The sequence below is a fragment of the Candidatus Hinthialibacter antarcticus genome, from assembly GCA_030765645.1.
Taxonomy (GTDB): Bacteria; Hinthialibacterota; Hinthialibacteria; order Hinthialibacterales; family Hinthialibacteraceae; genus Hinthialibacter; species Hinthialibacter antarcticus.
Map to the genome: position 1 here is coordinate 70098 of JAVCCE010000015.1, position 23603 is coordinate 93700.

The window sequence follows — 23603 nt, forward strand, 5'->3', positions numbered from 1 at the left end:
TATGCGAGGTTGAAATCAACAGAACGGACATATACGCCTTGGGCGTCGCGGGTGGAATGCTCATACTATGGGTATAATTCTAAAAACTCTTTGAGCTCTCGTGCGGCTCACCAGGAGGTTCGCCCTCCCCATTATTTTTATATTATGATTTCATTTCAATCCAAGCCGCGCATCGCATTTATTGACCTGACCTTCAACTGGCCGCCGGTGGGCGGCTGTTGGATCGACCTGCATCATGTAATGCAGGGGCTGCAATCGCGCGGCGCCGACGTATGTTTATTCACGCCCGACTTCTCGACCTATTACCCCAGAGGGCAAGTCAAAACCGCGATGTCCTACCCCATTGTCGGCATTCCCTTTAATCGCTACACCTACAATTACGCGACCGTGATGAAGCGCTTTCGCCATTGCGTTGAGAATTTTCAGCCCGACCTGATTTTCATCGGCGACGGCTATCACATGAAAAACCACTTGATGACTGCGCTGGGTCCGCAGAACTGCTTCTTGCGCTTTTATGCCTATGAGATGCTTTGCATTAATCTTCACTACTACCGCTATCACGAAGGCCGGGTGTGCGACCAGGGCTATTTTGAGAACCCCCGCGAATGCCATCGTTGCTGGTTCCATCGAATGCCCGCTGTGGGGCGCGCCGCGCAGATCGCCGTCGGCTGGCCGGAGCGCCACCCCAACCTGCACTTCTCCCAGGAATACCTCGCCAGCCTGGCGTTTACTGAAGGCTATCGGCGTAAGTTGCTGGAGAATTTTTCACAACTCGCCGGCGCGGTCGTCTACAACCCATTCATGCGCGGCAAACTCGAAGCGTACATCCCAACCATTCACACCATCCCGTCCGGCGTCGACCCGACTCGCTTTACGCCGCCTGAGATGAAACCCGATCATTCCGTCGTGAAAATTTTCCTGCCGGGACGCGCCAACGATCCGCTCAAAGGGTTGGGCGTTTTGATTGACGCCTGCGACCAATTGCAGAAAGAGGGCCTCGCGTTTGAAGTGCACTACACCGCCGCGATGGACTGCCCCGCCCAGCGCCCCTGGCTGAGAAATCGCGGTTGGACCGGGCCGGACGAATTGCCGCAACTCTACCATGAGATGGACATCGTCGCGGCGCCTTCAACTTGGATCGAACCCTTCGGCATCACCGCGCTTGAAGGCATGGCGTCGGGGTTGCCGGTGGTTGCAAGCAACGCGGGCGGCTTTGCGCAGACGGTCGTTGACAACCAAACCGGAAAGCATTTTGAATCGGGCAGCGCGCGCAGTTTGGCCAACGCGCTTCGTCCACTGATCGCAGACGACGAACTGCGCGATGCGTTGGGCCGCAACGGTCGCGAGCGCGTTCTCCAACAGTACGCCTGGGACCGCATTCTCGACGAACGCTATGTTCCTCTCATCGAATCGCATCTTGCATCCAACCAAAGGACGACATCATGAGCGACAGCCTCTGGTATTGGAGCCCGCTCATGTACGCCGGCTACGCCGCCGCCGCGCCCCTCTTCGGCGCGCGCATGTTGAGTTCCGACAAATACCGCATCGGCCTATCGCAACGCCTGACCTTTTACCCCAGCGGCCTGCAAGACAAACTCGCGCAAAAACCCAACCTCTGGCTTCATGCCGTATCGGTCGGCGAATTGCAAGCAGCGCGGGGCATGTTGTCGACCCTCAGCGAAGCGTTTCCCCAAGCGAACCTCGCGGTCAGCACCGTGACCAACACCGGGCAAAGCCTGGCGCGCCAACTCGACGACGTCGATGCGCCGTTTTATCTTCCGCTTGATTTATATCCGCTCTGCCGACGCGCCGTGCGCATGGTCAACCCGGCGGCGCTCATCATTATGGAAACCGAACTGTGGCCCAACCTGATCCGCGCGGCGACGGACGAAGGCGTCCCGGTATTTTTGATTAACGCCCGACTGTCCGACAAATCATTCGGCAACTACCTTCGCGCCCGCGTCTTGTTTCAGCCGTTACTCAATCGCCTGCAGGGTATCCTCGCGCAAAGCGATGAAGACGCGCGGCGGTTCATTTTATTGGGAGCCAACCAGGAGCGCGTCGCCAGCGCAGGCAACGTCAAATTTGAAGTCAGCATCCCAGAAGACGGCGCGAATGAACGAACGCACTGGCGGTCGTTGTTTCAAATTGAAGACGACGAATTATTATTGATTGCAGGCTCCACTTTCGATGGAGAAGAAGCGCTGCTGGCGCAAACCGTTCGCGCCATGCGCAACAAAGGCATTCCCATTCGGCTGGTGATTGCGCCGCGTCATGTCGAACGCACTCCCTCTATCGAACAGGAACTGACATCGACGCAGACGAAACCCGTTCTGCGTTCAAAAATTATCGAATCGCAGCCGATGAATCCCGAAGCGCCCATCCTGCTCGACACCATCGGTGAATTGGGCCGCGCCTACGCGGCGGCGGATGTAGTGTTCGTCGGAAAGTCAATTTGCTCGCGGGGCGGACAGAACCCCATCGAACCCGCCGCGTGGTCAAAGCCCGTAGTGTTTGGCCCCAACATGCAGAATTTTCGCGACGCGGCGGCGATGCTGTTGCGTGAAGGCGGCGCCCGCCAGGTCAGCGACGCGCGCCAACTCACATCGGTCTTGTGCGAACTTTGCCAATCAGAAGACATTCGCAATGAGATGGGCGAGCGCGCGCGCCAAGTCGTCAAAACCAATCGCGGCGCGTTGCAGCGAACCTTCGACGTGATTGCGCCTGTGATTGAATCCCGCTTAACAGAGGAGAAGCAACCATGAGCAACTGGCGACGCGCATGGATGCAATTGGCTTATCAAAAGAGCGGGCCGCTACGTCCGGCGGCGCCATTTCTGGCGCCATTGTCAGACCTCTACGGCGCCATCGCGAATCGCCGCCGAACCGCCGCGCGAAAAAATACGCCCCGCAGCTGCGGCGTCCCGGTGATTTCCGTAGGCAATATTACGGTAGGCGGTTCCGGCAAAACACCGCTGGCGCAATATATCATAAAGAGACTCAGGCAAATCGAACGCCGCCCCGGCGTGTTGATGCGCGGGTATAAACGAAAATCCGACCAGACATTGGTTCTTACGCCAGAGTCATTCAACGCATCGCAGATCTACGCCTGCGGCGACGAAGCGGCGCTCTACGCCTTTCGCCACGAGATACCGGTCGGCGTTGCCGCAAAACGCGCCGAAGCGGCGCCATTGTTATTAGACCAGACAGATTGCGACGCTCTGATTTTAGATGATGGTTTTCAACATTTTCAATTTCATCGCGATATTGACCTGGTGTTAATCAACGGCGACGCCCCGTTCGGCAACCGCCACTGTTTGCCGCTGGGGCCGCTGCGCGAACCGCTGTCTGCGCTGAGCGACGCGGACGCGTTTATCGTGCACGGCGGAGAAGTTGAGTTCCCCAATCTAAAAGAAAAACCCATTTTCAAAGGCGAATTGGAATGGGCTTTGGTCTATCCATTTCAACAATGGCGCACGGGCAACTTTGACGCAGGCGCCCCCATTGATGAACTCAAACAAAAACGCGCCGCGCTGCTGTCCGGCCTGGGCGACCCGGCGCGCTTCGAACAACAAGCGAGACGCCTCGGCGTTGACGTCGCCGCGCATTACGCCTTTGCCGACCATCACTGGTTTTCAGCGAAGGAGATCGAAGGCGTCGCCGAAAACCATGACGCTATCATTACCACCGAAAAAGACGCCATGCGTTTACTCGCTCTCGATTCAAGCATTGAGAATTTCGCCGACAAATTTTTCATCATTCAAGCGCAATGGAAGATGAAAGACGACGACGCTTTCATTCAATGGTTGCAAACTCAAATTGGCCGGACGGGTTTATAGAGGGCCGCCGCGCCAATAGAGCAAACTTCAATCGACCGATACACTACAACCAGAACTCAAAATCAGGAGCCAAACCACGATGAACCAATACGCACAATGGGACGAAAAATATCAGTCAGCCTATCAACGCGGCCTTGAGCGCATTCGCGCGTTGAGCGGCGTGTGTTGTGCGTTCCATTCAGTCATCGACGGCGTGATTCACCTGACGCCGGAGTTAATTGCTCCCGTGCTTGAATCAGACCCCGCGCTCAAGGCCGCTGCGTTGGCGGGATGCCGGGGCGAGACGCCGTTGGAAATTCAATCGCCCGCCGACTTCATTCAAGGCATGTTCTACGGCGTCAAGCGCGGCAGCGCCCTGCAACGCATGATCCGCTCGAAAGAGACCTACGAGTGGGCGCTCGAAACTTTCGGCCCCGGCGAACTACGCTTGGGCGGCACCTCCGCCAACATGGCGCGTTCGCTGGCGCCGCTTGAGATTCCGGTCACAGTTTACGCCAACCCGCTGACGGTCGAACTCGCCGAACTCTTCGGCGACGCCGACTCGATGCGCATCATCGCCAAAGAGGGCGACAGATATGCGCTCAAACGCCCCATCGAAGCGGCGACCGAACGCGGCGTATTCGCTATCCATTGGATCTTTGAATATGACCCGTCGTTTGAACTCACCCTCGACGGCGAGACCATCAAGCCGCACCGCTCAAACCGCTACATCCCCTCATGGAACCCTGCGAACAATCAGTTCAAGATGGACCCGCTATTCGCCGAGGGCTTCAAGGCGCGGCTCGACCAATACAGCCACCTGCTGTTTTCCGGCTTTCATATTTTGTCAGAAACCTATCCCGACGGGAAAACCTGCGAAGACGTGGTCAGGCCGTTGGGCGAATATCTCGCTGATATTCGCGCGCAAAAACCGGAACTGAAAATCCATCTCGAAATGGCGTCGATCGCATCCAGGCGCGTACGCCAGGCGGTGATTGACTTTGTGTTGCCGCACATCGACAGCCTGGGCCTCAATGAAACCGAACTGCCGCTGCTGTTAGAAAACATCGGCGAGCAAGCCTTGGCGGACGATTTGCGCACCGCGCCATCCATTGATGAATTTCTGCGCGCCTGCTCACTAGCCGTTGAACGCACCGGCGTCGAGCGGGTGCATTTTCATAACCTGGGCTATTACCTCTGCCTCGAAAAACGCCCCTGGACTTCGCCGCAAGACAGCCGCGACGCCTTGTTGTTCGCCGCCGTGCTCGCCGCCGCGCGCGCGCAGAACGGGCTATTCACCAAGATCGAAGATTCGCAAGCGGGCTTTGAAGCCAAGGTCGCCGCATTGGGCCTTGAGCAATTACAAGCGCTGGCGGACGCGCTCAATCAGCCCGATTTTGTCGAGACGGGAATCTGTGAATATGAGGGGCTTTCGCTAGCTGCGGTTCCCACCCGGTTGGTTGACAAGCCGCTGTTCACCGTCGGGCTGGGAGACACCATTTCCGCAGGCGCCTTCTTGACGGAGTAGGATTGTAGGGACGCAACGCTGGCGGGGCGGCGAGCCAAGGCGGAGTGGAACGAATCCAGCCCTTGAACAATGTGATCTGATAGTCTCACCCTAGACCAACTGTAGGGTGGGATGAATAAAATGAATCCCACCATTTTTTATTCATAGGTTTTTATTGGTGGGATTCGCTTTGCTCATCGCCACCCTACTTGATACGTTATTTATTTCTCGGAAGACTTGGTATCTACCTCTTTCCCTTAAACAGATCGCCGTCATCAGGCAGCGTAAACGTAAACGGCACGTCGAACTCACCGCCCCAATATTCCGTAATTTGCGGGTTGCCGAATGCAACTTCTTCGGAGGCGCGAAAGATCAATTTGCCTGTGTAGGTTCCGGGCTGCGTAATTGATGGAACAGCGAAACTGGTGTTCCAACCGTGACTTGTCGAAGCCGCGTCAGGATTTACAAAATTATTGATTGACGTTTTCATTGAGTGTTCAACTCCGTCCTGATCCACAAAAACAAATTCAAACGCGACGCTGAACGGCAAGTTTATTGAATGAATTTGCAATTCATCATAATTAGAGCGCCCTAAAAATTTCGCGCCGCTTTGCGGGCCTTCGGTATAGGCCGCTTTCATTTTTTCATCCAGATCAGCGCCTGTCACCGCAATGACTTGGTCGGCCTCTTCAGGATTTTTGATCTGAATCTTAAATAGAATTTCTTGCTCAATCTCAAACAGCGGCGTCTCATCGTCAGGATTAATACGCGTACTGGAAGCGCCTTTATAAAATTTGACGGTATGCGTTACAGATTCATCATAAATCCCTGGTTCATACGGCGGCGCGTGCTCTCCGTTTATTTGCCAACTGGTTGTCGAACTGCCGCCGCCGAAGTGTTGATTGCGGCCTGAGCCGGTTGAACCACCGCGTGGATATTTAACGCTCGTTTCAACGCGGTGGTTATTTAATCTTCCAGAGCGATTTACAAATTTCACATAGACCCGGCGGTCAGTGCGATAGGCGTCGCGGGTTACAATTATGGGTTTTGCAGTCTCAGCCAATACTGTTTTGCGCACTTCATCATCAAATTCTTCATTTTCGACAACATAAATCAACGCATCAGGCACAGAGGCCATGTTCATTTCAACGAGCAATTCTAAGAGGCGGTCAACAATGAGCAAGCGGTCTTCCATTATCAAGTTGTCGTTGCGCAAGAGTTGTTCGAGTTGTTTCTGTTCATCATCGGAGGGGTTCTGCAACAACAACAATTCATCCATCTGCTGTTTGAGAATGACGTATTGATAAATCGGCGAGTAATAAAATACCACCAGCACAATCACGACGTAAAACGCCGCTAGCGCATAGCTCAATACCGACCGTTTTTTCTTTTGCGCTTGCAAATCATTCATCTTGCATCCTCAGGGTTTTCTTGAAACGACCAAGTTCTTCAGAATCCCCCCTGGCGCTTACAGCGCCTTCCCCCCTTAATAAGGAGGGCATGTCTTTTTGTGGGGTGAATTCATAATCCGTCAGCGATATTACTATCTCTTCAATTTCTCTTGGGTTTTCTGCAAGGCCTCGTCCAGGCCGGGGATATCGGGCATCCAGCGTTCGGCTTCGCGAAAAGACTCCATTGCGTTCTCGGGGCGGTTCTGACGATACGCGATGCGGCCCAATTGAAAATGCGCATCCGCCTGTTTGGGGAACTGCAAGATAAACGCCTCTAATATCGACTTTGCTTCGTCGAGCCGCCCGGCGTTTATGTAGGTTTTCGCCAAGTGTAATTTCAGAATATGGTTTTCGGGCGCGAGTTCAATGGCTTTTTTGATCGACGCCAGCGCCTTCGCCCATTGTTGGGTCTTGGCATAAACAAACCCCAGGTTGAGATGAAGCGACGGGTTGAAGGGGTCTTGTTCTAAAATAGATTCTAACATCTGCCGTCCCTTTTCAATTTGCGATTGCGACAACGCAACCAGGGCCGCATCAATTTCTTCATACAATTCGATGCGGTCTTTTGGGTCGGCCCGCTCGACGGAGTCGGTCACGCTGGCGACGCCCCCGCCGCCGACATACCCCAGCGAAGCCAGCGCCTCTGAACGGTCGGTCGAGAGCTGCGATTCCGGCGTGAAGCCCGCGCCCTTGGCGAGCCGCACCAGTTCCATCTGCAACATCGAATCCATAAAAAGTGAGTGCGCCCGGTCGGCGTCGATTAAATTGGTCTGTTCATTGGGGTCCTCAGACAGCAAATAGAGTTCCGGCTTGGGCGAGTGAATATATTTGTACCCATCTTGAACCAGCGCGTAGACCGGGCTCCAATTAAATGTGAGCGGATATTGCGTCTCCAACACAACTTTTCGTCCCAACCGGTAGACGGGCGCCCGGTCTAAAAAATTGTTCATCATGCTGACGCCGTTGGTTTTGACGCGGCCCAGTTTGCAAAAATGGATCAGCGTCGGCGCGATGTCTTCCAGGCTGCCGTTCCAATCGCAGCGCCCGTGCAGCCCGCTGCGCTTGGGCGGCTTGATGATACAGGGGACGCGTATCGTCGACTCATACAAAAACATGCCGTGGGTTTTCTCTTTATGTTCGCCCAGCCCTTCGCCGTGGTCACCCGCAACGACGATGACGGCGTCGTCGTACAGTTGGTTCTCTTTCAAATAATCCAACACGCGCCCGATGCAATGGTCAGCGTAGGCAATCTCGCCATGGTACGCGTTGTCTTTGTATTGCTCATCGAACGGCGGCGGCGGTTGGTAGAACGAATGAGGATCATAAAAATGGGCGAACAAAAATAGCGGCGCCTGTGGGTCGCGCGCCCGTCTTTCTTTGAGCCATGCCAACGCAGCATCAGCGACCTCATCGCCTTTGCGTTCAATCATTGGCTGTGCGCTTTGAATGGCGTCGGGACTAAACTCATCGCTATAAAAATCGAACCCCTGGCTGATGCCGGTGCGGCGCGAGAGCACAATGGCGCCAATCACGCCCCCGGTTTGATAGCCGGATTCACGAAACAACTCCGGCAGCGTGGTTGCGGCGTCGCTGAGTACGCCGTTGAAGTTGTCGCGTACGCCGTGTTGGATGGGGTGCAGCCCAGTGAGGATGGTGGTGTGCGAGGGCAGCGTCAGCGGCGTGAGCGAGCGCATGCCGTCGATCACGATCCCGTCTGCGGCCAGCGCAGACAGCGCAGGCGTTTTCACATCGCCGCCGTACATGGGCAACGCATCCGCCCGGGTGGTATCAATCGTAATAAGTATGACGTTCTTGCCCGACCAGTCAGACGCATGGACCGATGAAGCCGCCGCCCCTAAATACAAATAAAGGACGCATCCAAATAGGAGCAGTAGCGTTATACAAACAAGAGGAACCAAAATGCGCTTCATTATTTCTCCCGGGCGCCTTTTTCGGTATGCTATTTTCAAAGGCCTAAAGCCAGTATAGTACACAGGCGCACGCTGAACAGACATCATCGAACAGCGAAATAATAATCACGAGAATTCTAATATGTTTAAATCACGTCTGACCTGGATCGCAATCGCTTTTTTTGCGCTGGCGATTTTCTTGCTTCGCCAAGACATTTCCTATGATTCGTTTTTGAAACGCGACGCCCGCATTGACTTAACCGATGGAGCATTGGTCATGCGTCAGCAATATTTAGGCTTCTACTTAGGCGGAAAAAAAATTGGCTATAGCCGCTTTGTTCTCAAAGAATCCGGCCCGGAACTTCCCGACCCCGAATCACTCGGCCTGACGCAAGAAGACGTCAATCAAAACACCGAGGCCTACCAGAAGGCGATGGTCAAAGCCAGCAGCCAGACGGTCGATTACTATACCTTTCAATCCGACTCGCTCTGGGAAATTCAGGCGATGGGCATTCCATTTGAAATCAAAGTCGAAAACGCCGGCACCGTCTTCAAAGACCTCTCCATGCGCACCTTTCGTTTTGTGTTTCAATCCAGCGGTCAGTCGATCCGCATCGAAGGCGAAGTCAAAAAACACGACGACGGATCAGCCGTTTTGACGTTGGTTACTCACTCGGAGGGCAGCGCGGTTGAAAAGAAAGTCGATCTTTCCGGCCCGGTGTATAGCACCGATACGGTCCACCTGCTGGCGGCTCGCGATGGGCTGAAGACCGGCGCCAATTACATCTACCCGGTTTATGACCCGCTCACCATGTCACTCAGCGAAATTTCGGTCTCCGTCGAAGGCGAAGATGAAATCGAATTGAAAGACGGCAAAAAACAAAGCGCGTTTAAACTCATTCAAGACTACAAAGGCTTCAAAGCGACTTCATGGGTCGATCAAGACGGCGAAGTCTATCAAGAAAACAGCCAGGTCAGCGGCATTCCCTTCACGGCATTACGCGAAAGCGCCGAAGAAGCCGTAGACGCCGATTACAAAGCGCCCTCGTTTATGCCGGAACCGACCCCCAGCAGCGATTCGCTCGATTTGATCGACAATTCGCGGGTGCTGACCAATGTCCGGTTCCGCGATCCATCCGCAGTCGATGAAATGGAAACACTCATCACAGGAAAAGAGTTAGACGACATTCCGTCCGACGGCTATTTTCAAACCATCATCGAACGCAACGACGATAGCATCAAAGTCAAAGCCCAGCGGTTGGATTATGAAACGGTTGTCCCGGCCCTGCCTCAACAGGCGCCGCCATACGCCGAAACCGATGACGCGTTAAAGCCATTTCTCGAAGACGACGCGCTGATTCAAGTATCAAACCCGCGCATCAAAGAAAAAGCGTTGGAAATCACAAGCAGCGCCGAAAACGCGTGGGACGCGTCGGAAAAAATCGCTAAGTGGCTCTATCTAAATCTCGAAAAAGAGTTTCGCGTGACCATCCCGTCCGCGCTCGAAGTGTTAAACTCGATGAAGGGCGATTGCAACGAACACTCGACCTTGTTCACCGCATTGGCGCGTTCGATCGGCATCCCGACAAAGATCGTCGCCGGACTGGTCTATCAAGACGACGGGTTTTATTACCACGCCTGGAACGAAATATACGCAAGCGGACATTGGCTGCCCATTGATTCGACCTTGTACCGCTTTCGTATGGACGCCGCCCATATCAAGTTGGCGGAAGGCGCACTCGACTCACAGTCAAACATAGCGAAACTGGTTGGTAATTTGTCGATTGAAGTGGTTGATTACAAAGAACAGTAGTTGATCGTCCATACAACAGCGCCGGATTAGGGGGAGAGGAGGAGCCGCCGGTTCGGCGTTGGGGGGAAGCAGCTCCTCCTCGGGGGTGCTTTCCAAAATGAATTAGAAAGACGATTACAATTATATAAATACTAAACATTAAGGTCAAGCAAAATTCTTACACTTTAAAAAAAATTGACGATAACTATTATAACTATCTGATTTACTTGGAACTACAATTTACCCAATGAACGATTTAAACCAAGCAAATGTACTGATTACCGGCGCAGGCGGCTTCATTGGCTCGCATTTGGTCGAAGCATTGGCCCCGTTGTGCGGTCGAGTCACCGCCATGATCCACTACGATGCGCGCCCCCATTGGAGCAACCTGGAATATCTTAGCGATGAGATATTGGACAACCTCGAAGTGGTCGCGGGCGATATCGCCGATCCCCATTTCGTCCGCAATTTGGTCAAAGACAAGACGCACGTCTTTCATCTGGCGGCGCTGATTAGCATCCCGTATTCTTACAGCGCCCCATCGGCCTATTTTCAAACCAACGTCCAAGGCACGGTCAATATCGCCGAAGCCTGTTTGCGCGAAGACGTTCAACGTCTCGTGCATACGTCCACCAGCGAGTGTTACGGCACTGCGTTGCGGACGCCCATCGACGAAGATCACCCCCTACAAGCGCAGTCTCCCTACGCGGCGTCAAAAATCGGGGCGGACAAAGTCATCGAAAGTTATTGCTGTTCGTTTGATTTGCCAGCCGTCACCGTCCGTCCGTTCAACACCTACGGGCCGCGTCAATCGGCCCGCGCGGTGATTCCGACCATTATCAAACAGACGCTTTCCGACCAGCCCGCCATTCAACTGGGGTCGCTTTCGCCGCGCCGCGATTTGACCTTCGCCAGCGATACGGCGGCGGGCTTCATCGCGGCAGCGACCTCGACAGGCGTTGAAGGCGAGACCATCAACCTGGGCGTAGGCAAGTCGATCACCATTGGCGAACTGGCGCAAGCAATCTTTGACGCGGCGGGAACCCAAAAAGAAATTCAATGTGACGAGAAGCGCATTCGCCCCGGCAAGAGCGAAGTGTTAGAACTGCTCAGCGATAATACCAAAGCCCGCGAACAATTAGGCTGGTCGCCGCAGGTTTCATTGCGCGATGGACTCAAAGAGAGTATAGAATTTGTTAAGCGGCATCCAGAATTTCACGATACCAACCGGTTTGCATTGTAAGGGATGGAAGAATGAGAGCAGTCATCTTAGCAGGGGGAAAAGGCCGACGGCTCTATCCATATACCCTGGTTTTACCGAAACCGCTGGTACCGCTTGGCGAAATGCCCATCATCGAAGTGGTGATGAGGCAACTGGCGGCGCACGGTTTTGAACGAATTACCATCGCGGTCGGCTATCATGCCGAACTCATCATGGCCGTAATGGAAGACGGCAAAAAATGGGGCCTCGAAATTAACTACTCACTTGAAAGCAAGCCGCTGGGCACCGTCGGCCCGCTCAAAAAAATCAAAAAACTCGACGAGCCCTTTCTGGTAATGAACGGCGACCTGCTGACCGACATTCACTACGAAGACATCATGGCCTATCACAAACAACAAGGCTGTATCGCAACCGTCGCCACCTGTAAGCGGCACGTCCAAATTTCGCTGGGCGTCTTGCAATACAATCAAGACAACCGCATCCACTCGTTTCAAGAAAAGCCCGAGTTCGACTATGACGTCAGCATGGGCGTTTATATTTTCGACCCGCGCATTTTAGATTATATTCCCGATGATGAACATTTTGGCTTTGATGATTTGATGTTGCGCTTGCTCGACGCCAAAGAAGACATCGCAGCGTTTCCCTTCAGCGGTCATTGGCTTGACATGGGAACGCCCGAAGACCTCACCCACGCCAGCGAAGAATTTGAAAAACACCGAAAACGCTACCTCCCAAATGGTTGAATGGAAGATTTCCCTTTTTGAGCCGGACCTGACCCGCGACGATGAAGAAGCCGCCGTGCGGCCCATCCGCGAGCGCTGGTTGACCATGGGCGAGGCGACCCGTGAGTTTGAAGACGCCTTCGCCCTGCGCATCGGCGCCAAACACGCCATCGCGGTCAGCAGCGGCACAGCGGCGCTGCATCTCGCCCTGATGGCGGTCGGGGTCGGCCCCGGCGACAAGGTCATGCTGCCGTCGCTGACCTTTTGCGGATGCGCCAACAGCGTCCGCGTATTGGGCGCGACGCCTGTTTTTGTCGATATCGTTAGCGAGCGCGACTGGAGCCTCTCGCCTGCCGACATGCAAGACAAACTGACCGACGATGTACGCGCCGTTATGCCCGTACACTACGCGGGCTTCGCCTGCCAAATGGATGATATCCTGCCCGTTGCGCAAACGAAAAAAATCTCAATCATCGAAGATTGCGCCCATGCGCTGGTGACAGAATCACAGGGAACCTATTGCGGGTGTTTTGGCGCGGTGGGCTGCTTTAGTTTTTTCACCAACAAAAACATGACCACCGGCGAAGGCGGTATGGCGACGACGAACGACGACGAACTCGCGGAGAAACTACGCCGCTTGCGCTCGCACGGCATGACCACGCTGACGCTCGACCGCTATAAAGGCCGCGCGATTTCGTATGACGTAACCTCTGTTGGATTAAACTATCGACTGGATGAAATCCGCAGCCGCATCGGCCTCAGCCAGTTGGGCCGCTTAGATGAGAATTTAAACAAACGAAAGCGCGTATACGCGTGGTATCTCGAACAACTGCTACCAGTCGATGAAATCATCATTCCATTTCAAGACCGCAACCCTGACGGCGCCGGGCTGCATATCTTCCCGATCGCGCTGCCGAAATCCATCAACCGCACCGAGTTTATCAATACGCTAAAGGCGGACGGAATCCAAACCTCGATTCACTATCCGCCCATTCATCAATTCAGCGCTTACAGCGATTTTCGCGATTGCAACTGCCCGTTGACCGAAGACATCGCCTCGCGTGAAGTCACGCTGCCGTTTTATCCGCAAATGACCAAGGACGATGTTGAAAACGTCTGCGCATCAATCAAAAGCGCTCTGGTCGCATTGCGATAATATTTCATACGTTTGTTGACTGCGGCAATCTTTAAAACCTGGTGAGGGCGAACCTCCTGGTGAGCCGCAATTGAATGAAAGCGCTTCGATATTAAGCGGCTCGGCGGGAGCCTCGCCCTCCCCACATTATTCGATTCGTCAATGTAATTATGACCACATGTGCAGAAAAAAAAGAGGCGGGGTCTTAGTTGCCGTGCTGTTGAATCACGCCCCGGCTCATGATGCCGTTGGTGATGTTGTAGTCATACCAGAGGATGGTTTTGCCGCTTACCACGCCGCCGCTGACCGGGTCATAGCCAAACTCAAGCGTATACGGCCCCAGCGTACTCATCATCCAACGCACTTCTTCGGGATTTTCAACCCGGTTCCAAAACATTTTCACTGGAGCATTGTTGATGTTTCTTAATGGCGTCCAATTATAAAACCAATAGCCGTGTTCCCACGAAAAGGGGCTGACGCCTTGCCCGATGTTCACATAAGCCACAGGCGTCGTGAGTTGAAATAAATTCGTCACATGGGTTGGCGCGATTAAAGTGGTAGAACCTTCGCCCGAATCTTGAATGGGCGGCATATCGTTCCAGTCGATCCGATATTGCAGAACAGCATTAACCATCGTCTTAATATCGGCCTGGCTGCGGGCGACCTTCGATTTGACTAACGCCATCTGAAAATTGGCAACAATGATCGCAGCGAGGATTCCAATAATGGCCACCACGATCAATAATTCAATTAATGTAAATCCACAAGCCCGTTTGCGCATGTACCGCTCCCCGCGTTTTCCGTTCATACTGTATCATAATTATCAGAAAACGTGCCTACGCGATTTTTTTACATGACAACTTTTTACATTTCCGATACAGTTCTAGTGTTGACGAAAGTGGCGTCTTTGTGAATAGTCTAGTGGGGAAGACGCTGTATACCTCTTGGCGCATCAGCAATTCGCAATTTTAGGAGCCTATAATGAAACTCCGCACACCCGTTACGCTATTTCTTTTCATCGCCTCTATTGCAATGACCGCCAACTCGTCCATTCTCTTTGAACGCGGAGATATTTTAAGCACCGGTTTACGCTCAACCGATATGGCCCTGGGCGATATTAACGGCGACGGTCACGAAGACCTCGTCTTTACCAATATGACCGAAAGCACCTACGGCATCGCCTTTAACAATGGTGAAGGCGCGTTTGGCGCGGTTACGACCTGGCAATTGCCTGACGGGCGCCTGAACCCGTTGGCGCTTGATTGCGGCGATATTGACGGCGACGGCATAACGGATATCGTGATCGCTTACAACCAGACCATAGACAACTCGCCGCAACCGTTCCGCGACTCGGCGATTCTCGTCCTGTGGGGCAACGGCGACGCAACCTTTGAAGCGCTCGAACTGGGCATGTTCGGCGTCCCCTCATCAGTGTTGATTGAAGATATTAACGCTGACGACCAGCCAGACTTAGTCATCGGCAATAACGGCGGCTTATTGTTTGACCTCGGCTTTATCGACCAGGTTGACCCGGGCATCGTCGTCTGGACCAACCAGGGCAACCGCAGTTTTAGCGCCGCTGACGAAATCGTCACCGAAGGCGCCGTGATCGAAGTCAAAGCGGCGGATATTAACAACGACGGCTTGGTTGATATCGTCGGTTCCAACCAAGGCATCCCCGAAATCACCCTCAGCCCGATTGGTCTGGTTCTAGCCCGCACCAAAATTTCGCTCTTCGCCAACTCTGACGCTGGCTTGAGCAACACGGGCAGCGTTTCACTCGAACTCCCGCCCTGGGGGTTTGATTTCGCCGACCTGAACGGCGATGAATTCATTGACCTCGCCGTTGCGATTCTCGGCAAATCAGACTCACTCAACGTGTTAGAATTTTTGGGCACGCAAACCGCCGTGAAACTCTACCGCAACACGGGATTCGGCTTCACCTCGTTTGCCGACGTCAATACGCCGGGCGTCACCTTTTCGCCTATCATGCGCGACTTTGATCTCGACGGCGATGTTGACTTAGCTGTCACCGTTCAGGAAATTCAAGGCAACCTGCTGGTCCCCAGTTTGCGCATCTATGAACAGGTCGAAGAAGGCGTTTTTGTCGAGGTGGGTTCGTTAGCGGTCGAAGAAGAACCACGCTACATGTTAACGGATGATTTTGACGACGACGGCGATGAAGACCTCGCGGTGCTGTGCATCATCGTCGATGGCGCCGACCCGACCGATACTGCCATCGGCCGGATTTATGTGTATTTGAATCAAGCGGCGACAAACGTGGGGCAATGGGCGCTGTATTAAACTCGCCCTTGGCTTCATCAATAAACGGCGTGTACTAAGCCATCAATTGGTCGATGGCTTCGAAATCCGACTTATAAATTTTCACGACTTGGTCGAGCCGAATCACGTCAAATAACTCGCGCATGTTGTCGTTGGGCGAGCAGACGGCAAAGGTGCCGTTCACTTCTTCAACGCAACGCAACCCTTCCATCAATGAGCGGATGCCTGCGCTGCTCATATATTCGGTATCGGTAAAATCGACCAATATCTTCTTGCCGCCGTCATCAACCGCCTTGGTGATGCACGCCGAAAAACTCTGCAACGCGGTTGCGTCAATGCGTCCCGCCGGCTTCACAATGGTCAAATCGCCCTCGGTGCGAACTTCGATATTCATCTTGGCCATACCTCCATCAAAATTCCGTATACTCAATTCGCTTTAATCTTCGCTTTGTACTATGTATCAAACAGTAAAACAGATTCCAATGCAACTAAGTTTTACATTATAAAGCGCTTTGCGCTGTTTCAGCAAGCAAAACCTCGATGTATTCGTTGAAATCGTCGAGAAACACTAAAAAAAACATACCTGGACCATAATTCACAAATACTTCTCCCGAATTCTTCGGGAAAGAGGATTCCCATAAATTATAATTTATAAAACTTAGAAATAATCTTGACATTCAACTCCAGCCTTGGGTATAATCAAGTTAACATGACTCACTTTATCATGTTAATCATGTAAATTTGAAATCAGGATTCAAAGATGAACACAAAATCGAACCAGGACACCATAATCTATCCATTGACATTTCAAACAGATACTTCGAGATGGCCTGATCTGTTGCCTTATTGTTCCCGGCTGCTTTCTCAGTTGACCAAAAAGTCAATTCAGCAATATAGAGGCTCTCATCAAGCGGTCGAAACCGCCTTGGCAAAAGCCCCTTTGAAACTTCATCGGCCCATCGTCAATGATGAAGACGCCAAGGCGATTCTTGACGTCGTTTTTGAATCAGAAGAAGCCTTAATCAAGCAGGAACCGGAGCGCGAAGAAGCCTACCGCCGCCTGGGGCGCCATCTGAGGGAACATCTGGCTGACCGCTTGTTGCGCGAGCACCTGAAATTTCTGGATGAAATATTCGCCGATTCGGATAACGGAGCGGCCCAATTGGCCGAACGGCTTGAAGTGAACGACCGCTTTGACAGCCCAAAATCGCTGGCGCGGTTCATGAAAAAAATCCAAATCTACCGCGAGGTCGAGTCGTTTGTTCATTCGGCGGAGTTATCGCTGTCAAGCATCAAAATACGCGCCCGTTCGTCCGCCCGCGCCGCGCGGGGCAACTTATGGCCGACCGAACGCCGCGAAAAATATGCTTTCCTTGAGTCGCTCGCCGACGGTGGCAACACCTGCCCGCCGTTTACCGAAGCAGACCTCGAATTTCTGGTCAGCCAATCCAGCGTTGATATGTTGAAGAAGAAGACCGACCTGCTCATGTCCGAAATGGGCTTTGTTGAGCCGAACCGCTTAAAAGCCAATTATTCGCGGCTGAGCGACCACCTGCAGCGCAGCAAACAGCGCAAGTCTGACCACTCGCTGCGACGCGACTTGTTGAACAAAATGGGCGCCACCCCCGACCAGATCGACTATATTTCCGCCCGCGCCACTTACCAGACCATGAAGAACCTCTTGCGTCTGGCGAACGGCAATCTGGCGATTTCTGACCTGATGGGCGGCAAGCGCACCATCCGTAAGTTGTTGCGCCGCCGGGGCAAATCAAAGAGCCAGGCCGAGATTGATATCACCCGCCATCTCATCAAAGTTGAGGGCATCGACCGACGCGTGGCCGAAGCCTATGCCCGTACGCGCAAAAACCATTCGCTTGAGCATCTGATGCGCACCATCAATTTTTTGAAAGACAATTACCGCCGCTTTTACCGGGCGCATTGGGGTTTTCGCATTAAAGATACCGTCTTACGCCGCGCGATGGAGTTAGGGCTTTCCCGAAATAAATTGAGCAAGCGTTCGCTGGCGACCAAAGACTTTTTGAACGACCTGCGCCGCGCACTGGCGTTGGAAGAAGCCCTGGTCGTGAAAGAAAAAGACAAACTCACGCCCGAAGACCGTCGGCTGGCGTTGGAACCGTTCAAAGAAGTGCTCGATTATGAAACCGACACCGATACCCGTAAGCAACTCTACTTTATCTATGAGCAGTTTTGTTCAATCGGGCTTTGCATTCCAAAAGACAAACTCAAGCAGACTTGCATGAAGAACAGCAAGTTGTTCCCGACCCAGCGCAAGGTACAGGACGCGCTCGAGATTCTCAACGGCGCCTACCGCGCTATCGGGCAGCATGGCGAGACGCTGTGCGTCCTGCCCGATTACATCAAACTGCCTGAGAAAAAGGCGACCCACGTCTACGCCCACCACGCCGCGCAACGGGTGTGAGTTCTCTCGCGGCTCGGCGGGAGCCTCGCCCTCCCCTTGGCTTTGATTCGCCCATCAGATCACTGAAGTGAATTCAGGATGGAGCGCGCGTGTCCACACGCGCATTACATTGCCTCTGTGGACAGAGGCGCTCCAAGGTCTGGCGCAAATCTCCCCACGGGCTTGCCGTCCTCAAAAATGACCTTTGCACTTTTCTCTCTGGTGGATAGAAAAAGAAGACCTCCTCGGTTCGCTTTCAGTTTCATTGGTCATGGGGAGGGCGAACCTCCTGGTGAGCCGGATAAAACCGAAAGCCTTTCCTGTCTCGCGGCTTGGCGGGAGCCTCGCCCTCCCACAGCCTCGTGAAATTAGTTTTATCTATGCCCACGGTGGACAATATACCGAACGGTAAGTATACTTCTCCATTGAGCACTATTTTCTTCTGGAAAACCCAATATGACGCTTGATACGACTGCGCCAACAGAACTCAATACGCGCCAATTAATCGCGCAGGCCGCCATCAAATTGTTCTCAGAAAATGGCTACGCCGGAACCAGTATCCGCGACATTGTCGAAGCGGCGGGCGTGACCAAACCCGTTCTGTATTACTACTTCAACAGCAAAGAAGAACTCTACCGATCGCTCTTTCACGATATTTACGACGCCTGGCTGCCGATTCTGCGTGAGCGAATCAATGCGCCGACCGATTTTCACACCCGCCTGCGCGATTTAATGGATTATTATCTCGACTTTGGCGACGAGAGCGAAATTTGTGCGCTTCGCCTGATTTATACCGCCGCCTTCGGCCCCAAAGCACAGCGCGAATTAGTCGATATTGTTGCGCTGGAGAAAAAACATCTTGATTTGTTGAAACAATTTTTCCAGGAAGGGATACATACAGGATGTATCCGTTCCATCCCTGCTGAAAACGCCGCTGTACATTTTCTTGGCGTCTTGACCATGCAACTAAACTTGCGAGTGGTAACCGGCCAGGAAATAAGCAACGAACAGAAAGAAACCATCATAAACTATTGCCTCTCTGGAATTGGACAATGAAAAAACTACGCACTGTCATCCTTTATGTATTTTTGATCGCCTTTGTGTTCGGCGCCTATTACGCCATGTCGTTTATTCCAAGCGGCGGCGACGGCGATATCCCCAACTCAGCAGACGCGCCGCTCGACGCCGTCAAAGTGATGGAAATCACGCCGCAATATTTTGAGCAGACCATCTTGATTCCCGGCATGGCGCAGGCGGCGGTCGACGTTTCGCTAGGGGCGCGCATCCCCGGCATCGTGGAGAAGATCAACGTCAAAGAGGGCGAATTTGTCCGCGCCGGGCAGGAACTCTTTCAAATCGACCTGCGTTCGCGCACGTCGCAACTCGAAGACGCCAAAGCCGCCTTGGATCTCACCCAAAAAACCCGGGACCGCATGAAAGCCATGCGCGATAAAGGCAATATCACCGCGCAGGAATTTGACGAAGCGGTGACCTCCGATCAACGCGCTCAGGCCATCTATAACCGCCTGCAAGTCGAGGTGTCTCTCGGCAAGGTCGAAGCGCCCATCGACGGCGTCATTGACCGCATCGACGCGGAAGTAGGCGAATTTGTCAGCGAAGGCATGGCGCTGGCGCGGCTGTTGACGCTCGACCCCATCGAAGTGGTTACCGGAGTGCCGGAACGCTACGCCGACGCCGCGTCAAATGAAAAACAAGCAGTCGTGATGATCGAAGCCCTCAACGAAACCCGCTCCGCCGTGATGAAACGGCTGGCCTTTGGCGCCGACGCCCAATCGAACACCTTTGACGCTACCCTCACCTTAGACAACGCCGACCACCGCATCCGCCCCGGCATGATTGTGCGGGTGCGTATTGTCACCAAGCGCGAAGACGCGGCGCTGCTGGTTCCGCTGGCGGCGTTAATCAAGCGCGAATCGGGCATGAATGTGTTTGTAGAATCAGACGGCAAGGTCGAAGCCCGCCCCGTGCAACTGGGCGGCGTCGACAAAGAGCAAATCGAAATCCTCAACGGCCTCAAAGCCAATGACCGCATCGTCATCATTGGTCAGCAAGACCTGGTCGACGGTCAGCCGGTACGCGTCGCAGAGGTCATACAGCAAGCCAAACCCTTCAACGTAGGCAAGACCGAACTATGAGCCTGACATCCTTTTCCGTAAAAAACCGAATCACCACTATGGTGGTGTTGTTGATTATCGTTGTGGTGGGGATCTACGCGTATCGCATTTTGCCGCGCGAGTCGTTTCCTGATATTACGATTCCAAACGTCATCGTCACCACGCCGTATGAAGGCGTAGCGCCGTCTGACATCGAGAACCTTATTACCGATGAGATCGAAAAGAAACTCATGTCGATCTCTGATGTGGATGAAATCCGCTCGTATTCGTCCGAAGGCAATTCAACCATCATCGTTGAATTCACCAGCGACATCGACATCGACGACGCGCTGCAAAAAGTGCGCGACAAGGTCGACGAAGCCAAAGGCGACCTGCCCAATGATTTAGAGAACGACCCGTTCGTCGATGAGATCAACCTGTCAGAGTTCCCCATCATGTCGGTGATCGTGTCCGGCCCGGTGGGCCTGGTTCGGCTCAAAGAACTGGCGGACGATCTCTCGGAAGACATTGAAACGATCACCGGCGTGTTAGAAGCCAAAGTCACCGGCGGCTTAGAGCGCGAGATTCGCGTGGTCTACGAGCCGGAGCGGCTTTCGGCCTACAACCTTTCGCCCACGCAGATAATGAACGCCGTCATCGCTAACAACCTCAACACGCCCGGCGGCGATATGGACATCGGCCCGCAAAACTATCTGGTGAAAATACCCGGCGAGTTTGACGACCCCAACGAAGCCAGCGGCTTGATTATACGCGCCGACAAAAACCGCCCCATCTTTATCACCGACGTAGCGCGCCTGCAAGACGGTTTTGAAGAACAGACCACCAAAGCGCGCTATAACGGGCGCGAAGCGGTGTCGATTGACGTCATCAAACGCAGCGGCGAAAACATCATCCTCATCGCCGACGCGGTCAAAGCCTTGCTGAAAGAATACCAGCCGGGCTTGCCGGAAGGGGTTGCGTTTTCCATCGTCAGCGACCAATCGAGCGATGTGCGCACCATGGTCTCCGACCTCGAAAACAGCATCCTGACCGGCCTTGTACTCGTGGTCGCGGTGGTGTTTTTTGCGATGGGGCTGCGCAACTCCATGCTGGTGGCCAGCGCGATTCCACTGTCGATGTTAATCACCTTTTTCATCTTATGGATATTGGACATCACTCTCAACATGGTGGTTTTGTTCTCGCTGGTATTGGCGGTCGGCATGTTAGTCGATAACGCCATCGTCATCGTCGAAAACGTCTATCGCCATTGTCAGGACGAAGGCCGCACAAAAACCGAAGCCTCCATCGTCGCCACTCACGAAGTAATGTGGCCTGTCATCGCCAGCACGGCGACCACCGTCGCGGCGTTTTTCCCGCTCATCTTCTGGCCTGGAATGACCGGCGAGTTTATGAAATTTCTGCCCAAGACGGTCATCATCACTCTGATCGCCTCGCTATTTGTCGCCCTGGTTATCAACCCGACCTTGGCGAGCATGTTCATCAAAGTAAAACCAAAAAAAGTGAAGAAGAAACCGCTGGGGTTATTCATGCGGACGTATCAATACATCCTCGAAGGCGCCATCGAACGCCCTTTCTTCACCTTATGCTGCGCGTTCAGCGTGATGGCGCTGGTGATGACCGCTTATGGACGCTTCGGGCATGGCGTTGAGTTCTTTCCAGCAATTGACCCGCCCCGCGCCTTTGTTGACCTTAAAATGCCCAAGGGCAGCAATCTCGAACAGACCGACATCATCGCGCGGCGGGTGGAAGAGTTTGCCAGCGAACATCAAATTACCAGCATCGTCACCAGCGTAGGCGCGGTTTCGACTGGCATCGACGCGTTCTTCGGCGGCGGCGGCGGGGCCAAAGACAAAGGCCGCATCATGTTGGAGTTCCCCATCATGGAGAAACGCGAAACGCCCGCGAAACAAATTCTCGCCACGCTGCGCCGCCAGACCCAGCCGATTTATGAATGCGACATTGAGATCAACGAAGAAGAAGGCGGCCCGCCCACCGGCGCCCCGGTCAGCATCGAAATCTCCGGCGAGTCGTACGACGTGCTGGCGCCGCTGATGCGGACAATCAAAGACAAAATTCGTAATACCCCCGGCTTGGTGGATATGAAAGACGACTACGTCATTGCGCGGCCAGAAATTGTGATCGACGTTGACAAGCAACGCGCCGCCCTGCTGGGGCTGGATACGCGCATGGTCGCCGAGAACGTCAAAACCGCGATTCGCGGCGTCGAAGCGGGAAAATACCGCGACGGCAGCGACGAATATGACATCATTGTGCAGCTGCCGCTGGAACGCCGCAAAGATTTAGAAGCGCTGAAAAACCTGCAAATCAGCGATGCGCTCGGCAACTACGTCCCCATCACTTCCGTGGCGGACCTCCGGGTCTCCGCTGGACTCGGCACCATCGTCCATTCCGACCAGGACCGCGTCATCACCATCGAAGCCGATGCCGAAGGCCGCCTCGCGACCGAGGTGCTCGCCGATGTTCAACTCACGCTTGCGGATATGCAACTACCGCGCGGATACAAAATCACCTACCGGGGCGAAAGCGAAGACCGCGAAGAAGCGCAGGTGTTTTTGACAGAAGCCTTCGCGGCGGTGCTGATGTTAATCGCCCTGATTCTCGTCACCGAATTCAACTCGCTCTACCGCCCGCTGATCGTGCTCACCTCAGTCATTCTATCAACGGCGGGGGTGTTCATCGGCCTGATGGCGACCCAAACGCCGTTTGGCATCATTATGACCGGCATCGGCGTCATCAGCCTGGCGGGCGTAGTGGTCAACAACGCCATCGTCTTGCTCGACTATATTGAGCAGTTGCGCGAGCGTGGGCAATCCGCTCACGATTCAATCATCAATGCCTGTATTATCCGCTTTCGCCCGGTCATCCTGACGGCGATCACCACCATCCTGGGGCTGGCGCCAATGGCGTTAGGAATCAGTTACGACTTCCGCCGCGGCGGTTTTATGGTCGGGACGGAATCATCGCAATGGTGGGGTTCGATGGCGGTGGCGGTCATCTTTGGGCTTGCCTTCGCGACCGTGATGACGCTGGTGGTGGTTCCCTCGATGTTGGCGCTAGGCGACCGCTGCAACGAAATGGTTGCGCGTCTGCGCGGACGGGACAAAGCAACGTCTGAACCCGTCCACACGATTTCGATATAATCACGTTGCGCTGGTTCCGGCGCATCTCTGCTTGGTGCTATGATCCATT

Annotated in this window: 17 protein-coding genes; 13 read left to right on the top strand and 4 right to left on the bottom strand. The window is 53.8% G+C overall.

From position 1 onward, the window contains the following. The first annotated feature begins 144 nt into the window (after positions 1 to 144). From P9L94_04865 to P9L94_04880, 4 genes are all read left to right on the top strand, one after another. On the top strand, positions 145 to 1446 hold the full coding sequence (locus tag P9L94_04865) for a glycosyltransferase family 4 protein (GenBank protein MDP8243392.1): 1302 nt from the start codon (positions 145 to 147) through the stop codon (positions 1444 to 1446). Then, positions 1443 to 2765 (top strand): 3-deoxy-D-manno-octulosonic acid transferase, encoded by a 1323-nt coding sequence (locus P9L94_04870; GenBank protein ID MDP8243393.1) that lies wholly within the window; start codon positions 1443 to 1445, stop codon positions 2763 to 2765. Before P9L94_04865 ends, P9L94_04870 begins: the two co-directional genes overlap by 4 nt. Next, a complete protein-coding gene (lpxK, locus tag P9L94_04875) occupies positions 2762 to 3838 on the top strand; it encodes a tetraacyldisaccharide 4'-kinase (GenBank protein MDP8243394.1) in 1077 nt (358 codons plus the stop codon). The genes P9L94_04870 and lpxK overlap by 4 nt, the downstream gene beginning before the upstream one ends. Before the next feature lie 79 nt (positions 3839 to 3917). Continuing rightward, positions 3918 to 5345 (top strand): ADP-dependent glucokinase/phosphofructokinase, encoded by a 1428-nt coding sequence (locus tag P9L94_04880; GenBank protein ID MDP8243395.1) that lies wholly within the window; start codon positions 3918 to 3920, stop codon positions 5343 to 5345. Between the two features lie 223 nt (positions 5346 to 5568). On the opposite strand, the gene P9L94_04885 is transcribed toward P9L94_04880, so the two are convergent. Both P9L94_04885 and P9L94_04890 read right to left on the bottom strand, forming a co-directional pair. Continuing rightward, complete coding sequence (locus P9L94_04885; GenBank protein MDP8243396.1) at positions 5569 to 6735, bottom strand: hypothetical protein; 1167 nt, start codon at positions 6733 to 6735, stop codon at positions 5569 to 5571. Positions 6736 to 6867: 132 nt separating this feature from the next. Beyond that, positions 6868 to 8706: a sulfatase-like hydrolase/transferase gene (locus P9L94_04890; protein ID MDP8243397.1), complete on the bottom strand. Its 1839-nt coding sequence runs from the start codon at positions 8704 to 8706 to the stop codon at positions 6868 to 6870. A gap of 121 nt (positions 8707 to 8827) precedes the next feature. Between P9L94_04890 and P9L94_04895 the strand changes: the two genes are divergently transcribed. From P9L94_04895 to P9L94_04910, 4 genes are all read left to right on the top strand, one after another. Continuing rightward, positions 8828 to 10498 (top strand): transglutaminase-like domain-containing protein, encoded by a 1671-nt coding sequence (locus P9L94_04895; GenBank protein MDP8243398.1) that lies wholly within the window; start codon positions 8828 to 8830, stop codon positions 10496 to 10498. 226 nt (positions 10499 to 10724) lie between these two features. Further along, entirely contained in the window at positions 10725 to 11720 is a 996-nt protein-coding gene (locus P9L94_04900) for a GDP-mannose 4,6-dehydratase (GenBank protein MDP8243399.1), read from the top strand. An 11-nt stretch (positions 11721 to 11731) separates the two neighbouring features. Further along, on the top strand, positions 11732 to 12442 hold the full coding sequence (locus P9L94_04905; protein ID MDP8243400.1) for a sugar phosphate nucleotidyltransferase: 711 nt from the start codon (positions 11732 to 11734) through the stop codon (positions 12440 to 12442). Then, complete coding sequence (locus P9L94_04910; protein MDP8243401.1) at positions 12435 to 13577, top strand: DegT/DnrJ/EryC1/StrS family aminotransferase; 1143 nt, start codon at positions 12435 to 12437, stop codon at positions 13575 to 13577. Before P9L94_04905 ends, P9L94_04910 begins: the two co-directional genes overlap by 8 nt. Positions 13578 to 13761: 184 nt before the next feature. Here the strand turns inward: P9L94_04910 and P9L94_04915 are convergent, their stop codons facing one another. Next, positions 13762 to 14337 (bottom strand): prepilin-type N-terminal cleavage/methylation domain-containing protein, encoded by a 576-nt coding sequence (locus P9L94_04915; protein ID MDP8243402.1) that lies wholly within the window; start codon positions 14335 to 14337, stop codon positions 13762 to 13764. A 200-nt stretch (positions 14338 to 14537) separates the two neighbouring features. Between P9L94_04915 and P9L94_04920 the strand changes: the two genes are divergently transcribed. After that, positions 14538 to 15860 carry a VCBS repeat-containing protein gene (locus P9L94_04920; protein ID MDP8243403.1) on the top strand — a complete coding sequence of 441 codons (1323 nt, stop codon included), beginning with the start codon at positions 14538 to 14540 and terminating at the stop codon, positions 15858 to 15860. Positions 15861 to 15894: 34 nt separating this feature from the next. Here P9L94_04920 and P9L94_04925 read toward each other — a convergent pair whose 3' ends face one another. After that, entirely contained in the window at positions 15895 to 16233 is a 339-nt protein-coding gene (locus tag P9L94_04925) for an STAS domain-containing protein (protein MDP8243404.1), read from the bottom strand. Positions 16234 to 16599: 366 nt separating this feature from the next. Here P9L94_04925 and P9L94_04930 point away from each other — a divergent pair, with 366 nt between their 5' ends. The 4 genes from P9L94_04930 to P9L94_04945 all read left to right on the top strand — a co-directional run bounded on the left by P9L94_04930 (position 16600) and on the right by P9L94_04945 (position 23554). Further along, the gene (locus tag P9L94_04930; protein ID MDP8243405.1) at positions 16600 to 18279 is read left to right on the top strand and encodes a hypothetical protein; all 1680 of its coding nucleotides are present in this window, start codon (positions 16600 to 16602) and stop codon (positions 18277 to 18279) included. Between the two features lie 435 nt (positions 18280 to 18714). Beyond that, entirely contained in the window at positions 18715 to 19314 is a 600-nt protein-coding gene (locus P9L94_04935) for a TetR/AcrR family transcriptional regulator (GenBank protein MDP8243406.1), read from the top strand. After that, positions 19311 to 20414, top strand: a complete 1104-nt coding sequence (locus tag P9L94_04940) for an efflux RND transporter periplasmic adaptor subunit (GenBank protein ID MDP8243407.1) — start codon at positions 19311 to 19313, stop codon at positions 20412 to 20414. Before P9L94_04935 ends, P9L94_04940 begins: the two co-directional genes overlap by 4 nt. After that, on the top strand, positions 20411 to 23554 hold the full coding sequence (locus tag P9L94_04945; GenBank protein ID MDP8243408.1) for an efflux RND transporter permease subunit: 3144 nt from the start codon (positions 20411 to 20413) through the stop codon (positions 23552 to 23554). Before P9L94_04940 ends, P9L94_04945 begins: the two co-directional genes overlap by 4 nt. Positions 23555 to 23603: the final 49 nt, after the last annotated feature.